The following is a 17,114-nucleotide window of genomic DNA, read 5'->3' as shown; positions in this document are numbered from 1 at the left end:
ACCTCTAGGTAAGCTAATCGAACGTTTCGGCGTTGACTTTCGTGTTAAAGGGGTGGGACCAATGAGCGTCATCGCCGGTGTATTCGGCGCTTTGCCGCCCTATCGCTATAGCCAGCGGGAACTCACCGACACCTTTGTCAACATTCCGGATTTCCGGGGTTACGAAGACATCGTCCGGCAGTTGCATGCCAATTCGAAGGTTGACAGCCGGCACCTGGTCCTGCCGTTGGAGACCTACCCGAAGCTGAACGACTTCGGCGAGGCCAACGAGATCTTTCTCGACAAAGCCGTGGACCTGGGCGTCGAAGCCCTGATGGGGGCGCTCGACGTGGCTGGGCTGCAGCCCGAGGACCTCGATCTCATCATCACCACCACGGTCACCGGTGTGGCGGTGCCGTCGCTGGACGCACGCATCGCCGGCCGGGTCGGGCTGCGCCCGGATGTGCGACGGCTACCGCTGTTCGGCCTGGGCTGCGTGGCCGGAGCGGCGGGCGTGGCTCGGCTGCACGACTACCTGCGCGGTGCCCCTGACGGCATCGCGGCCTTGGTTTCGGTCGAGCTGTGCTCGCTCACCTATCCCGGGTACAAGCCCTCGCTGGCCGGCCTGGTGGGCAGTGCTTTGTTTGCTGACGGCGCCGCCGCGGTAGTGGCGGTCGGGGACCGGCGCGCTAACCACGTCGGCGCCGACGGACCGGACATCCTCGACTCGCGCAGCCATCTCTACCCCGACTCACTGCGCACCATGGGATACGACGTCGGCTCCGCCGGGTTCGAGCTCGTCCTGTCCAAGGATCTGGCGGCCGTTGTTGAGGAGTACGTGGCCGAAGACGTCAGCACTTTCCTGGCCGCGCACGACTTGAGCACTACCGACATCGGCGCCTGGGTGACCCACCCCGGTGGCCCCAAGATCATCAACGCGATCACCGAGAGTCTCGACTTGCCCCCGGAGGCACTGGAGCTGACCTGGCGCTCGCTCGGCGAGATCGGGAACCTCTCCTCGGCGTCGGTGCTGCACGTGCTGCGCGACACCATCGCCAAACCACCGCCCAGTGGAAGCCCGGGTCTGATGATGGCGATGGGCCCCGGATTCTGCTCCGAACTAGTGCTGCTGCGCTGGCATTAATCGACGTGGACTGTCTGCTCGGTCGGGGGGTTGCGGAGGCGGCGTGCCGGTCGCGCCGGTTCCTGGAGTAGTACGAAAGACCGCGTGGTATGGACAGCACCCGAGAACAGCTCATCACGGCCCTGCGCAAAACACTCAAGGAAAACGAGCGGCTGAAGCGCGAAAACCGTGACTTTCTGGCCCAGACGACGGAGCCGGTGGCCGTCGTGGGAATCGGCTGCCGCTATCCGGGCGGTATCGACAGCCCCGAAGGTCTGTGGGAGATGGTGGCCGCCGGCCGTGACGTGGTGTCGGACTTTCCGGGTGATCGCGGCTGGGATCTGGCGAATCTGTTTGACCCGGACCCCGACGCGGTGGGCACCTCGTACACCCGCAGCGGTGGATTCCTCACCGACGTCGCCGGTTTTGACGCCGAGTTCTTCGGGATAGCGCCCAGTGAGGCGTTGGCGATGGACCCGCAGCAGCGGCTGCTGCTGGAGGTGTCCTGGGAAGCCTTGGAACGCACCGGGATTGACCCGACCACCCTGCGCGGCTCGGCGACCGGCGTGTTCGCCGGAGTGTTCCACGGCTCCTACGGCGGCCAGGGCCGGGTACCCGGCGACCTCGAGCGGTACGGCCTGCGCGGTTCGACGTTGAGTGTGGCGTCGGGTCGGGTGGCGTATGTGCTGGGTTTGGAGGGCCCGGCGGTGTCGGTGGATACGGCGTGTTCGTCGTCGTTGGTGGCGTTGCATTTGGCGGTGCAGTCGTTGCGGTCGCGCGAGTGTGATCTGGCGCTGGTGGGTGGGGTGACGGTGATGGCCACCCCGGCGATGTTCGTGGAGTTCAGTCGGCAGCGGGCGCTGGCGCCCGACGGCCGGTGCAAGGCGTATGCGGGCGCCGCCGACGGCACCGGCTTTTCCGAGGGTGCCGGGGTGTTGGTGGTGGAGCGGCTCGCCGATGCGCGGCGGTGGGGGCATCCGGTGTTGGCGTTGGTGCGGGGTTCGGCGGTCAATCAGGACGGCGCCTCCAACGGACTGGCGACACCGAATGGGCCGGCGCAGCAGCGGGTGATTCGGGCGGCGTTGGCCAGCGCGCGTCTTGGGGTGGCCGATGTGGATGTGGTGGAGGGGCATGGGACCGGGACCATGCTGGGGGATCCGATCGAGGCGCAGGCGATTGTGGCCACCTATGGGCAGCGTGAGCCGGGGAAAGAGCCGCTGTGGTTGGGGTCGATCAAATCCAACATGGGCCATACGTCGGCGGCGGCGGGGGTGGCCGGGGTGATGAAGATGGTGTTGGCGATGCAGCATGGGGTGTTGCCCAAGACGTTGCATGTGGATGTGCCGACGCCGCATGTGGATTGGTCGGCGGGGGCGGTGTCGTTGTTGACCGAGTCGCGGCCCTGGCCGGCTGAGCCGGTGCTGGGCCGGCCGCAGGGCCGGGTTAGAAGGGCCGCGGTGTCGTCGTTTGGGATCAGTGGCACCAATGCGCATGTGATTCTCGAGCAGGCGCCCTTCATGGATAGTGTTGGCGCTGAGCGCGTTACCGGTGTGGTGCCGTGGGTGGTGTCGGCACGTTCGGGGCCGGCGTTGGCCAACCAGGCGCGGCGGTTGTGGGCATGGGTGGACCAGCGTCCGGCGTTGGCAACGGTGGATGTGGGGTGGTCGTTGGTGTCCACCCGGTCGGTGTTCGAGCATCGCGCGGTGGTGGTGGGCACCGACCGGGCGCAGTTGCTGCAGGGTTTGGCCGGTCTGGCCGCCGGCGAGCCGGGGCCTGCGGTGGTGACCGGCCGTGCCCGGCCGACCGGCAAAACCGTGTTCGTCTTCCCCGGCCAGGGGTCGCAGTGGGCCGGCATGGGAGCCCAGTTACTCGACGCTGCACCGGTGTTCGCCGAGCACATGCGCCGCTGCGACAAGGCACTGGGCGAGTATGTGCGCTGGTCGTTGCTCGACGTCGTGCGCGGCGCTCCGGGCGCGCCCGGTCTGGATCGGGTGGATGTCGTGCAGCCGGCGCTGTGGGCGGTCATGATGTCGCTGGCCGAATTGTGGCGATCGGTCGGGGTGGTGCCCGACGCGGTGATCGGCCATTCGCAGGGCGAGATCGCGGCGGCTTGCGTTGCGGGAGCATTGTCCCTCGACGACGGGGCGCGGGTGGTGGCGCTGCGCAGCCGGCTGTTGGTGCGGTTGGCGGGCGCGGGCGGCATGGTGTCGATCGCCTGTCCACTGACCCGCGCCCGGGAGCTACTGACCTCCTGGGGCAGCCGACTCAATATCGCTGCGGTCAACGGTGTTTCGACGATCGTCGTCTCCGGAGAAGTGGACGCCGTCGAGGAACTGATCCGGCGATGCGAGGCGGCCGACATCCGCGCCCGCAAAATCGACGTCGACTACGCGTCGCACTCCGCCCACGTCGACGCCATCCGGACCGAACTCACCGCCGCCCTCGCCGGCATCGAGCCCCGATCGGCGCCCATTGCCTTCCTCTCCACCGTCACCGGCCAACTCGTCGATACCGCCGGCCTCAACGCCGACTACTGGTACCAAAACATCCGCCAGACGGTGCAATTCGACCGGGCCGTCCGCGCCGCCTTCGACGCCGGATGCCAAGTCTTCATCGAATCCAGCCCGCACCCCGTCCTGACCGCCGCCATTGAAGAGACGCTGACCGACCGCGACCCTGCCGACGCCGGGCAACCGATCGTCATCCCGTCCCTGGGCCGCGACGACGGCGGACTGGACAGGTTTTGGCTGTCGGCAGCACAGGCCCACGTGGCGGGTGTCGGGCTGGATTGGGCCGCGGCGTTCGCCGGTCTGCACGCTCGCCGGGTGGAACTACCGACGTACGGTTTCGTCCGTCGCCGGTTCTGGCTGGCCCAACCCGATGCCGGCAGCGCAGATGCGGGGCGTCTGGGGTTGACCGGCGCCGCGCACGGCTTGCTGGGTGCGGTGGTCGAGCGGCCCGACTCCGGCGGAGTTGTGCTGACGGGCCAGCTGTCGGTGACTGCTCAGCCATGGCTGGCCGACCACGCGGTGGCCGGGGTGGTGCTGTTCCCGGGTGCGGGATTCGCGGAGCTGGCCGTCCGGGCCGGCGACGAGGTCGGCTGCGCCACTGTGGCGGAGCTGACGGTGACGGCACCGCTGCTGTTGCCGACGGCCGGCGCGGCGCAGGTGCAGTTCGTGGTCAGTGACGCAGACGCGTCGGGCCGGCGCAGCGCGTCGGTGTATTCACGTGCTGCCCAACCGGATTCGGTCTGGACGTTACACGCTGAGGCGGTGTTGGCGCCCGGGGTCCTCGCTCCGGGAGCCGACTTGTCGGTATGGCCACCGGCGGGTGCAACGCCGTTGGATGTGACCGACGCCTACGAGTGGCTGGCCGCGCGGGGCTACACGTATGGTCCGGCGTTTCGCGGGCTGCGGGCGATGTGGCAGCTGGGGGAGGAGATCTTCGCCGAGGTGTCGCTGCCCGAGCATGCCGGTCTGGAGGTGGGCGGCTTCGGCATCCATCCGGTATTGCTCGACGCGGCATTGCATGCGGTGGGCGTCGCCGGCGGGCAGGACAGAACGGTGTTGCCGTTCTCGTGGCAGGGCCTGTCGCTGCATGCCGCGGGGGCGTCCCGGGTACGGGTCCGCCTGGCCCCGGCGGGTGCCGACTCGGTGTCGCTGGAATTGGCTGATGCGGCCGGCTTGCCCGTCTTGACGGTACGGAACGTGGCGTTTCGTCCGTTGCCCGACCGGGCGCTGTCCGCGGTGGCGCCGGGTGACGGCGGCTTGTTCGAGGTCGCATGGTCGCCGATAGCGCTGGTGCACAACGGTGTTGGTGAGCCACCCGCGACGGTGTGGGAGTTGGCTGCCCAGGTGCCGCGGCAGGCGGACGTGGTGGAATCGGTACGGGCGGCCACGCATGCGGTGCTGGCGGTGTTGCAGTCGTGGCTGTCGGGCGACGACGGCGGTGTCTTGGTGGTGCTGACCCATGGGGCGGTGGGTCTGGCGGACGAGGACGTCTCGGACTTGGCCGGTGCGGCGGTGTGGGGGCTGGTGCGTTCGGCGCAGGCGGAGCACCCGGGCCGGGTGGTGCTGCTGGATTCGGACGGATCGGTGGATGTCAGCGCGGTAATCCGTTCTGGTGAGCCGCAACTGGTGGTGCGCGACGGTACGGCCTATCGGGCGCGGCTGCGGGCGGCTGACCCGATGCTTCGGCTGCCCGAGGTCCCGTCCGGGTGGCGCTTGATCCCCGGAGGCGCGGCCACACTCGACGACGTGCGGGTGGGCCCGTGTGAACGAAGCGAGCTCAGCACCGGGCAGGTGCGGGTAGCGGTGGCCGCGGTCGGGGTGAACTTCCGCGACGTGCTGGTGGCGTTGGGCATGTATCCGGGTGGGGGTGAGCTCGGCATCGAGGGCGCCGGGGTCGTTGTCGAGGTGGGGCCGGGTGTTTCCGGTGTGGCCGTCGGCGACGCGGTGATGGGGCTGCTGGGCGTGGCGGGGCCCGAGGCGGTGGTGGATCAGCGGTTGGTGACCGCGGTTCCGGCGGGCTGGCCGCTGGATACGGCTGCCGGTGTGCCGGTGGTGTTCCTGACGGCGTTCTACGGCCTGTCGGACTTGGCGCGGGTGCGGGCCGGGCAGAAGGTATTGGTGCACGCCGCCACCGGCGGGGTGGGTATGGCCGCGGTGCAGCTGGCTCGGCGCTGGGGCCTGGAGGTTTTCGTGACGGCCAGTCGCGGCAAGTGGGATACCTTGCGGGCATTGGGTTTTGACGACGGCCATATCGGCGACTCCCGCACCCTGGAATTCGAGGAGAAGTTCCGCCAATCCACCGGCGGTGCTGGAGTCGACGTAGTGCTCAACTCCCTGGCCGGTGAGTTTGTCGACGCGTCGCTGCGGCTGCTGAGTCCGGGCGGGCGCTTCATCGAAATGGGCAAAACCGATATTCGCGACCCGCAGACGATCGCCCAGCAATACCGGGGCGCCGGTTACCGCGTGTTCGATCTGATCGAAGCCGGGCCGGACCGGATCGCGCAGATGTTGGCCGAACTGCTGAAGATGTTCGCTGCCGGAGAGTTGAAGCCGTTGCCGACCAAGGCTTTCGATGTGCGGCTGGCCCGGCGGGCGTATCGCTTCGTCAGCCAGGCCCGCCATATCGGCAAGGTGGTGTTGACGGTTTCCGAGAGCGCCGGCGGGCTTGCCGGGGGCACGGTCGTGATCACCGGCGGGACTGGGATGGCCGGTGCGGCGCTGGCCCGCCACGTCGTGTCCCGCCACCGGGTGGCCCATGTGATGCTGGTCAGCCGATCCGGGACCCGGGCCCAAGGGATTTCGGAGCTGGCCGACGAGTTGCGGGATGCCGGGGCCCAGGTGTCGGTAGTGGCTTGTGACGTGGCCGACCGTGACGCGGTAGCCGCGCTGCTCGCGCAGCTGCCGCCGCGGTATCCGCTGCGGGGGGTGTTTCATGCCGCCGGGGTCCTCGATGACGGGCTGATCGCCTCGCTGACACCCGACCGGCTGGATGCCGTGCTGCGCGCCAAGGTCGACGGGGCCTGGAACCTACACGAATTGACCCGATATCTGGATGTCTCGGCGTTCGTCCTCTTTTCGTCGATGGCCGGGATCCTGGGCACCCCGGGCCAGGGCAATTACGCGGCGGCCAACTGCTTCCTCGACGGGCTGGCGGCGTATCGGCGCGCGCATGGGTTGCCGGGATTGTCGGTGGCGTGGGGGCTGTGGGAACAGGCCAGTGCGATGACCCGACACCTGGGGGACCGCGACAAGGCCCGGATGGGTCGGGCGGGGCTGGCGGCCCTGTCAACGGGGCAGGCGCTCGAGCTGCTCGATGCCGCAATGGTCGCGGACCGCGGCGTCGTGGTGGCCACCCGGCTCCACGCCCGCGCGCTCGGCTCCGACAGCACCGCGCCATCGCCGTTGCTCAGCGAGTTGGCCGCCCGCCCGTCCCGACGCATCGTCGACGACACCGACACCGCCGTCTCGGCAGCGGGATTGGTCCCCCGGCTGCGTTCGCTCGGTCCCGAGCAGCGACACCGCGAACTCGTTGACGTGGTGTGTCGCAACGCCGCCACTGTGCTGGGACGTTCCAGCACCGCTGACATCAACGCCCGCCGCGCGTTCCAGGACCTGGGCTTCGACTCGCTGACGGCCGTCGAACTGCGCAACCGGCTGAAAACGGCGACCGGCCTGGCGCTTTCGCCCACCCTGATCTTCGATTATCCCACCCCCGCCGCCCTCGCCGAACACCTCGGCAGCCGTCTGGCCGCCGCCACCGGAGACCAACCCGATCTCCTGGCCCGCTGCAACGACATGGCTGGCGAGCTCGACCGGCTGATCGACCGCGGCGACTGGGCACCGCAGGACAAGGCACGGCTGGCCGACCGGCTACACGCCATCCTGGCCCATCTCAGCGCCGACGACGACATCGCCACCGCCAGCGAAAGCCAGCTCTTCGCCATCCTCGACGAAGAACTCGGCTCCTGACCCGGCCACCAAGGAGCGACTTTGACGGGCACTGCCAAGCATGTTGATTACCTCAAACGGCTCACCGCCGATCTGCGGCGCGCCCGGCGCCGACTTGCCGAATTGGAGGACCGGCTGTCGGAGCCGGTGGCGATCGTGGGGATGGGCTGCCGGTACCCGGGCGGCGTCGACTCGCCGGAGTCGTTGTGGCAGATGCTGATTGAGGGGCGCGACGCCATCTCGGAATTCCCTCCCGACCGCGGCTGGGACATCGAGGGGATGTTCGATCCGGATCCGGACGCGCCCGGGAAAACCTACACACGGCGGGGTGGATTCCTCGCCGACGCGGGTGACTTCGACGCCGGGTTCTTCGGTATCGGGCCGAACGAGGCGTTGGCGATGGATCCGCAGCAGCGGCTGCTGCTGGAGGTGTCCTGGGAAGCCTTGGAACGCACCGGGATTGACCCGTCTACTCTGCGCGGCTCGGCGACCGGCGTGTTCGTCGGCGTCATTCATGCCGGTTACGGCGGCGAGGTCAAGGGTGAGCTGGAAGGGTACGGCCTGACGGGTTCGACGTTGAGTGTGGCGTCGGGTCGGGTGGCGTATGTGCTGGGTTTGGAGGGCCCGGCGGTGTCGGTGGATACGGCGTGTTCGTCGTCGTTGGTGGCGTTGCATTTGGCGGTGCAGTCGTTGCGGTCGCGCGAGTGTGATCTGGCGCTGGTGGGTGGGGTGACGGTGATGGCCACCCCGGCGGCGTTCGTGGAGTTCAGTCGGCAGCGGGCGCTGGCGCCCGACGGCCGGTGCAAGGCGTATGCGGGGGCCGCCGACGGCACCGCATGGTCGGAGGGTGCCGGGGTGTTGGTGGTGGAGCGGCTCGCCGATGCGCGGCGGTGGGGGCATCCGGTGTTGGCGTTGGTGCGGGGTTCGGCGGTCAATCAGGATGGCGCCTCCAACGGACTGACGGCGCCGAATGGGCCGGCGCAGCAGCGGGTGATTCGGGCGGCGTTGGCCAGCGCGCGGCTGGGGGTGGCCGATGTGGATGTGGTGGAGGGGCATGGGACCGGGACCATGCTGGGGGATCCGATTGAGGCGCAGGCGATTGTGGCCACCTATGGGCAGCGTGGTAGTGAACCCCTGTGGTTGGGGTCGATCAAATCCAACATCGGTCATACGTCGGCGGCGGCGGGGGTGGCCGGGGTGATGAAGATGGTGTTGGCGATGCAGCACGCGGTGTTGCCCAAGACGTTGCATGTGGATGTGCCGACGCCGCATGTGGATTGGTCGGCGGGGGCGGTGTCGTTGTTGACCGAGTCGCGGCCCTGGCCGGCTGAGCCGGTGCTGGGCCGGCCGCAGGGCCGGGTTAGAAGGGCCGCGGTGTCGTCGTTTGGGATCAGTGGCACCAATGCGCATGTGATTCTCGAGCAGGCGCCCTCCTTGGATGGTGCCGCGGACGGTGTTGCGGCTGAGCGCGTTACCGGGGTGGTGCCGTGGGTGGTGTCGGCACGTTCGGGGCCGGCGTTGGCCAATCAGGCGCGGCGGTTGTGGGCGTGGGTGGATCAGCGTCCGGCGTTGGCAACGGTGGATGTGGGGTGGTCGTTGGTGTCCACCCGGTCGGTGTTCGAGTATCGCGCGGTGGTGGTGGGCACCGACCGGGCGCAGTTGTTGCAGGGTTTGGCCGGTCTGGCCGCCGGTGAGCCGGGTGCTGCGGTGGTGGCCGGCCGTGCCCGGCCGACCGGCAAAACCGTGTTCATCTTCCCGGGACAAGGGGCGCAGTATCTGGGTATGGGCCGCGGGTTGTATGAGCGGTTCCCGTTATACGCCAAAGCATTTGACGCCGTCGCCGACGCGCTGGATCAGCACCTGAGATTGCCGTTGCGGCAGGTGCTGTGGGGCATCGATGACGCGCTGCTGGAAAGTACCGAGTTCGCCCAACCGGCGTTGTTCGCCGTGGAGGTGGCGTTGGCGGCGCTGCTGGCGGACGTGGGTGTGGTGCCGGACGTGGTGCTGGGTCATTCGGTGGGCGAGATCGCCGCGGCCCAGGTGGCCGGGGTGTTGTCACTGTCCGATGCCGCCCGCGTGGTGGTGGCGCGCGGCCGGTTGATGGCCGGGTTGCCGGCCGGTGGGGCCATGGTGGCGGTGGCCGCTTCCGAAGACGAGGTGGCGCCGCTGCTGGCACCCGGCGTCGAGATCGCGGCGGTCAATGCAGCTGATTCAGTGGTGGTTTCGGGTCCCGCGGCCGCTGTGGAGGTCGTCGTCGATCGGTTGGCGCCGCTGGGGCGCCGAGTGCATCGGTTGGCGGTGTCGCACGCGTTTCATTCGGCATTGATGCAGCCGATGTTGCCGGAGTTCGCCGCGGTTCTGGCCGATCTGACGGCGGATCTGCCGCAGATCGGGTTGGTGTCCAACGTGACCGGGCAATTGGCCGGCTCGGGGTACGGGGCGGCGTCGTATTGGGTCGAGCATGTGCGCAAGCCGGTGCGGTTCGCCGACAGTGTGGCGCTGATCGAGTCGTTGGGTGCGGTGACATTCGTGGAGGTGGGCCCCCGGGCCGGGTTGACGGCGTCGCCGCCGCTGTTGGTCAAGGACCGGCCCGAAGCCCAATCCCTGCTCACGGGGCTGGGCGAATTGTTCACTCAGGGTATGTCGGTGGACTGGCGCACGGTGTTCACCGGCCTGGGCGCCCGGCGAGTCGAGTTGCCCACCTATGCCTTCATGCGGCGCCGGTTTTGGTTGAAAGATCTGGGAGTCGACCAGACCAAACTGAGCGGTGTCGGCCTGCGGGGGCTTGGTCATCCGCTGCTGGGGGCGGTGGTGGAACGCCCCGACGTCGGTGGCGTGGTGTTGACGGGAATGCTGTCACCCGAACTGCAGGGGTGGTTGGCCGATCACGTCGTGGGCGGCGTGACCCTGTTTCCGGGGGCCGGATTCGTGGAGTTGGCGTTGCGCGCCGGTGACGAGGTCGGCTGTCCGGTGGTGCAGGAGCTGACCTTACTGGCGCCGCTGGCATTGCCGGCGGGCGAAGCGACGCGGATACAGGTCGTGGTCGGCGCCGCCGACGCGGCGGAGAGCCGGACGGTATCGGTGTATTCGACTCGGGCAGCAGGCGATTCGTGGGTGCTACATGCGGACGGGGTACTACGGGCCGGCGGTCCCGGTCACGGAGCGGACTTGTCGGTGTGGCCGCCGGTGGGTGCGTCCGCCGTGGATATGACCGATGTCTACGAGCGGTTGGCGCAACGCGGTTATGGTTACGGGCCGGCGTTTCGCGGCCTGCGGGCAGTGTGGCGGCGGGGGCGGGAAATCTATGCGGAGGTGGCGGCTTACGAGGACGTCAAGGTGGCGGGGTTTGGTATCCACCCGGCTGTGCTGGATGCCGCGCTGCATGCGTGGGGATTCGCCGCGGCTGCCGACCAGTTGTCGCTGCCGTTCTCCTGGCAGGGGGTGTCGTTGCAGGCGGCTGGTGCGTCACGGGTCCGGGTGCGGATCACACCGGCAGACGCCGGTTCGGTGTCGGTGGCGCTGACCGATTCGGCGGGCCTGCCGGTGTTGTCGGTGCGCGAGTTGGCGATTCGTCCGGTGTCGGGTGACGCGTTGTCGGCGGCGGCATTGGCTGCCGGTGGTGTGGCCGGTGACCGGTTGCTCGAACTGGCATGGTCGCCGATTACGTTGGGGCCCGGCGGCGCCGACTCCGGAGTGGTCGTGTGGGAGTCCGATGCGAGTGCCGGTGGTGTCGCCGAACGCGTGGTTGCGGCGCTGGAGACGCTGCAGCGCTGGTTGGCCGACGATCGTCGCGAAGTCCTGGTGGTGTTGACGTGCGGCGCGGTGGGCCTGGGCGGTGAGGGCGTCCGCGACCTGGCGGGTGCGGCGGTGTGGGGGCTGGTGCGGTCGGCCCAGGCGGAGTATCCGGGCCGGGTGGTGCTGGTGGATTCGGACGGCTCCGTGGCCGCCGACGCGGTCGTCGGTGCCGGTGAGCCGCAGTTGGCGGTGCGTTCCGGCGCGGTGTACGGCGCCCGGTTGGCGGTCGTGAGTTCGGGATTGACGTTGCCGGATCGGTTGTGGCGGTTGGGTGTTGGCGGCGGCGGAACGTTGGAGGAGGTGGCGGTGCGGCCGTGTCCGCGGATAGACCTGGCGGCCCGCCAGGTGCGGGTTGCCGTGGGCGCGGTAGGGGTGAACTTCCGGGATGTATTGGTGGCCTTGGGGATGTACCCGGGCGGTGGCGAGCTGGGCGCCGAGGGCGCCGGGGTGGTGGTCGAGGCCGGCCCGGGGGTCACGGGGCTGTCCGTCGGTGACCCGGTGATGGGCTTACTGGGGGTGGTGAGCTCCGAAGCGGTGGTGGACGAGCGGTTGGTCACCGCGGTTCCGGCGGGCTGGTCGCTGGTTGCGGCCGCGGGCGTGCCGGTGGCGTTCCTGACCGCGTGGTACGGGTTGTCGGTGTTGGGTGGGGTGCGAGCCGGCCAGCAGGTCCTGGTGCATGCCGCGACCGGCGGTGTGGGCATGGCGGCGGTGGCATTGGCGCGGTATTGGGGTGCGGAAGTCTTCGCCACCGCAAGTGTCGGCAAATGGGATACCTTGCGGGCCATGGGCTTTGACGACGATCATATCGCCGATTCCCGGACGCTCGACTTCGAGGAGAAGTTCCGCAAGGCCACCGGCGGCGGCGGGGTCGACGTGGTGCTCAACTCGCTGGCGGGGGAGTTCATCGATGCGTCGTTGCGGCTGCTGGCGCCAGGCGGGTGTTTCATCGAGATGGGCAAGACCGACCTGCGTGACCCCCGGGCCGTGACCGAACAGTATCGGGGAGTGCGCTATCGGGCATTCGACTTGATGGAGGCCGGCCCTGATCTCATCGCGCAGATGCTTTCCCAGGTGCTCGGGTTACTGTCCAACGGTACCTTGAAACCATTGCCGGTCAGGGCCTTTGACGTCCGCTGCGCTCAGCAGGCATATCGGTATGTCAGCCAGGCCCGGCATGTCGGCAAGGTGGTGCTGACCATCCCCCAAGGGCCCGCGGCGCGGTCGGTTCTCCATGGGGGCAGCGTGGTGATCACCGGCGGCACCGGAATGGCCGGGGCGGCGGTGGCGCGGCATCTGGTGGACCGCTACGGCGTCGGGCACGTGGTGTTGGTCAGCCGCACCGGCGAGCACGCCCCTGGCGTTGCGGACTTGGTGGCTCAACTGCAGCAGGGTGGAGCTCAGGTTTCGGTGACTGTCTGCGATGTGGCCGATCGAGATGCGGTCAAAGCAGTGCTGGCGGGGTTGCCAAAGCAATTTCCGCTCAAGGGGATATTCCACGCTGCCGGAGTGCTTGACGACGCGGTGATAACGTCGCTGACACCGAGCCGGGTCGAGGCGGTGTTGCGGGCCAAGGTCGACGGGGCCTGGAACCTGCACCAGCTGACTCAGGATGTGGACCTGGCGGCGTTCGTGATGTTTTCGTCGATGGCCGGGATCGCGGGAGCTCCGGGGCAGGGCAGTTATGCGGCAGCCAACGCGTTCCTGGACGGGTTGGCCGCCTATCGGCGCGAACACGGGTTGGCCGGACTATCGGTTGCCTGGGGATTGTGGGAACAGCCCAGCACCATGACGCGGCACCTGGGGGAACGAGATTTCGCCCGGATGAAGCAGGCCGGGCTGGATCGGCTGACGACCGAGCACGCGCTGCAACTACTGGACGCCGCGCTGCTCACCGACCGCCCGGTCGTCGTCGCCGCCCAGCTCAATACCGCCGTGATGACCGCCAATGCCGAGATGCTCCCGCTGTGGCGCGAATTGGTCACCCGCCCGTCGCGACGTGTCATCGGCACCGGCAGCGCCGCGTCGATGCCGGGCCTGATTTCGCGTCTGCAATCGCTGAGCCCCGAGCAACGCCACCGCGAACTCGTCGACGCGGTCATCACCGACGCCGCGACCGTTCTCGGACATTCCAGCGCCGCCGACATCGATGCCCATAAGCCCTTCCAGGATCTCGGGTTCGACTCGCTGACCGCCGTGGAACTGCGCAACCGCATCAAGGCCGCAACCGGGATGACCCTGTCGCCCACGCTGATCTTCGATTACCCGACCCCGGCCGCGCTGGCCGAACACCTTGCCCAGCAACTCGATTCCGCCGTCCCCGAGCTCGCCGCCAAGCAACCTGACCGGCTGGCCCGCTTCGACGACGTTGCGCGCGAACTCGATACCCTGGTCAACCGGCCCGACTGGACCTCCGAAGAGAAGGACCAGGTGTCCGACCGGCTGCGCGCCATGCTGGCCGGCCTGGCCACGCCCAGCGCCGCGATCGTCAGCCACGACGCCGACATCACCACCGCCAGCGAAAGCGAACTGTTCGCCATTCTCGACGAGGAACTGGGCCCGTGAACCCGAGCGACATCGCGATCATCGGACTGGCATGCCGGTTTCCCGCGGGTGCCGGCCCCGGCGAATTCTGGCAACTGCTGCGTGACGGCCGCGAAGCCCCCGGACCCTTGGCCGGTAGCGCCGATTTCGACGCGCAGTTCTTCGACATCTCGCCTCGCGAGGCCGCCGCGATGGACCCGCGGCAACGACTGGCACTGGAACTGACCTGGGAGCTGCTCGAAGATGCCTTCATCGTGCCGGAAACGGTTCGGGCGCAGCAGGTCTCGGTGTACCTCGGCGCCATGAACGACGACTATTCGTTCTTGACGCTGCGCGACGCCGCCGAAAACGTCGACCACTACTCTTTTGCCGGCGTCAGTAGGGCGATGATCGCCAACAGGATCTCGTATGCTTTCGCCCTGCACGGTCCCAGCATGACTGTCGACTGCGGTCAATCGTCGTCGCTGGTGGCGGTGCACCTCGCCTGTGAGAGCCTGCGTGCCGGAACCTCCGAGCAGGCGATTGCCGGCGGCGTACATCTCAATGTGGCAACCGAAACCGCCCTGCTCGAGCACGAGTTCGGTGCCGTGTCGACCTCCGGCCATACCTACGCGTTCGACGCCCGCGCCGACGGCTACGTTCGCGGGGAAGGCGGTGGCCTGGTTCTGCTGAAGCCGCTGCGCGCGGCCCTGGCTGACGGAAACCGTATCCGCGCAGTCATTGTGGGTAGCGCCGTGGGCAACGCCGGACACAGCTCCGCCGGCCTGACCGCACCCTCGACGTCGGCAGAAGCCGACGTGATCCGGCGTGCGCTGGCCCAGGCTGGCGTGGACTGCGCCGGGGTCGACTACGTCGAGGCGCACGGTACCGGGACCAGAGTCGGCGACCCGGCCGAGGCCGCGGCGCTGGGCCAGATATTCGCGCAGCGCCGCCATGATCCGGTCAGGGTTGGCTCGGTGAAGACGAACATCGGCCACGCCGGGGCGGCCGCGGGGATAGCGGGCCTGATCAAGACGGTGTTGGCCATCGAAAACGAGTCGATTCCGCCGAGCCTCAACTATGTCGGCGCAAGCTCCGCTGTCGATGTGGAAAGCCTTGGGCTGCACGTCAATACCACGCCGACGCGATGGCCGGACCGGGGGCGGCCCCGGCGCGCCGGGGTGTCGTCGTTCGGAATGGGCGGCACCAACGCCCACCTGCTGCTCCAGCAGGCCCCGCTCACCGAAAGTGTTGCCGTACAACGTGCTGACACGCCGGCAAGCATACCGTGGGTGGTGTCGGCCCGGACGGCGCCAGCGCTCGCCAACCAGGTGCAGCGATTGCTGGCCCGGATGGACGAGCGCCCCGATCTGGATGCGGTGGATGTGGGCTGGTCGCTGACGTCCACGCGGTCGGTGTTCGAGCACCGGGCAGTGGTGGTGGGCACCGGCCGGGCGCAGCTTGTGAGCGGGCTTGCCGGCCTTGCCGCCGGCGAACCGGGCGCCGGTGTGGCGGTCGGCCAGACACGGCGGGTCGGCAAGGCCGCATTCGTGTTCCCCGGCCAAGGGGTGCAATACCTGGGAATGGGCCGCGGACTGTGCGAGCGGTTCCCGGTGTTCAGCAAGGCTTTCGATGCGGCCGCCGAGGCGCTGGATGAACACCTGAGGCTGCCGCTGCGGCGGGTGCTGTGGGGCACCGATGCGGCGGCGCTGCAAAACACCGAGTTCGCGCAACCGGCGTTGTTCGCCGTGGAGGTGGCGTTGGCGGCGCTGCTTGCGGACCTGGGTGTGGTGCCCGACATCGTGCTGGGGCATTCGGTGGGCGAGATCGCGGCGGCCCACGTGGCCGGGGTGTTGTCGCTGGCCGACGCCGCGCGGGTGGTTGCGGTCCGCGCTCGGCTGATGGCGGGATTGCCGGCCGGTGGCGCGATGGTGGCGGTGGCCGCTTCCGCAGACGAGGTGGCGCCGCTGCTGGCGTCGGGAGTTGAGATAGCGGCGGTCAATGCGCCGGATTCGGTGGTGATTTCCGGTCCCGAGGCTGCGGTGCATGCGGTGGCGGACCGGCTGGCGGGCACGGGCCGGCGGGTGCGCCGGTTGGCGGTGTCGCACGCGTTTCATTCGGCGCTGATGGAGCCGATGCTCTCGGAATTCGCTGCGGCCTTGGCGGGGCTGGCCGTGAGTCGGCCACGGATCGCGTTGGTGTCCAATGTCACTGGCCGGTTGGCCGGCGCGGACTATGGATCGGCAGCGTACTGGGTTGAGCATGTGCGCAAACCGGTCCGGTTGGCCGAAGGTATCTCATTGGCCGAGTCTTTAGGCGCCACAACATTTCTCGAGATAGGTCCCGGCGCCGGGTTGACAACCTCTCCGGCGTTATTGGCCAAGGATCACCCCGAAGCCGAATCCCTGTTCACCGCAATGGGTCAGCTGTTCACCGAAGGCATGAGCATAGATTGGCCCAGGGCATTTGCCGGCCTGGACGCGCGGCCAGTCGAACTGCCCAGCTATGGCTTCGCGCGGCAACGATTTTGGCTCAGCGAGGCAGCGCGTCACGACAGCGAACACGCCGGCACGTCCGCGCTGTGGCACCGCTGGAACGAACTCGATCCGGCGGAACGGCACTGTCAGCTGCTCGATTTGGTGTGCCGACACGCGGCCGCGGTGTTGGGTCACCCGAACAGCCGCGACATCGACGCCGAGGGCGCTTTTGAGGACCTCGGGTTCGAGTCGATGACGGGGATCGAGCTGCGTAACCGCTTGGCCTCAGCCACCGGTTTGACGTTGTCGCGCACGCTGATATTCGACTATCCCACTCCCACAGCAGTCGCCCGTCACCTGGGTCAACGACTGTCATCGAGCCATCCGGAGGAATCCAGCGACGAGCAGGTCTGGCCGCTGTTGAGAAATATTCCACTGCGCGAGCTTCGACGAACCGGATTACTGGGCAAACTCTTGGTGTTGGCCGGCCAGAGCGGAAATGCGGTGCGTGAATCAGCCGTCACCGAGGACGTCATCGACTCGCTGAGCCCCGAGGCCCTGGTCGCGATGGCTCTCGAGCCATCCGACGACGCCAACGCCCAATGATGAAATCCGGCTGGGCGCGCCAGATTACGGCAACACCGGCCGGGCTCGAATACGACATGTGTTGAATACGCGTGCCTTTGCGAGACCGCCCGAAGCGGCCTAAAATTTGTATTCCCTTCGGGTGGGCTGGCCGGCAGGTGAGCAAGTAAGGGCAGG

The 17,114-nt window shown here is 68.4% G+C and carries 4 protein-coding genes; all 4 read left to right on the top strand.

Features of this window, described 5'->3' with window-relative positions; all coding sequences use genetic code 11:
* Positions 1 to 61: 61 nt before the first annotated feature.
* Positions 62 to 1,123 carry a type III polyketide synthase gene (locus CDN38_RS00680; RefSeq protein WP_075510806.1) on the top strand — a complete coding sequence of 354 codons (1,062 nt, stop codon included), beginning with the start codon at positions 62 to 64 and terminating at the stop codon, positions 1,121 to 1,123.
* An 89-nt stretch (positions 1,124 to 1,212) separates the two neighbouring features.
* Positions 1,213 to 7,581, top strand: coding sequence for a type I polyketide synthase (locus CDN38_RS00675; RefSeq protein ID WP_075510807.1), 6,369 nt, complete (start codon positions 1,213 to 1,215; stop codon positions 7,579 to 7,581).
* 21 nt (positions 7,582 to 7,602) lie between these two features.
* Positions 7,603 to 13,917 carry a type I polyketide synthase gene (locus tag CDN38_RS00670; RefSeq protein ID WP_075510808.1) on the top strand — a complete coding sequence of 2,105 codons (6,315 nt, stop codon included), beginning with the start codon at positions 7,603 to 7,605 and terminating at the stop codon, positions 13,915 to 13,917.
* Complete coding sequence (locus CDN38_RS00665) at positions 13,914 to 16,958, top strand: type I polyketide synthase (protein WP_075510809.1); 3,045 nt, start codon at positions 13,914 to 13,916, stop codon at positions 16,956 to 16,958. The genes CDN38_RS00670 and CDN38_RS00665 overlap by 4 nt, the downstream gene beginning before the upstream one ends.
* The last annotated feature ends 156 nt before the right edge of the window (positions 16,959 to 17,114 follow it).

It is taken from the genome of Mycobacterium ostraviense (assembly GCF_002705925.1).
GTDB lineage: Bacteria > Actinomycetota > Actinomycetes > Mycobacteriales > Mycobacteriaceae > Mycobacterium > Mycobacterium ostraviense.
Note: the sequence above shows the minus strand (reverse complement) of the source record. Positions and strands in the feature narration are given on the sequence as shown.

Coding starts and splice junctions, on each gene's coding strand:
- CDN38_RS00680 (WP_075510806.1), top strand. CDS start 62: ATGAGCGTCATCGCCGGTGTATTCGGCGCTTTGCCGCCCTATCGCTAT.
- CDN38_RS00675 (WP_075510807.1), top strand. CDS start 1,213: ATGGACAGCACCCGAGAACAGCTCATCACGGCCCTGCGCAAAACACTC.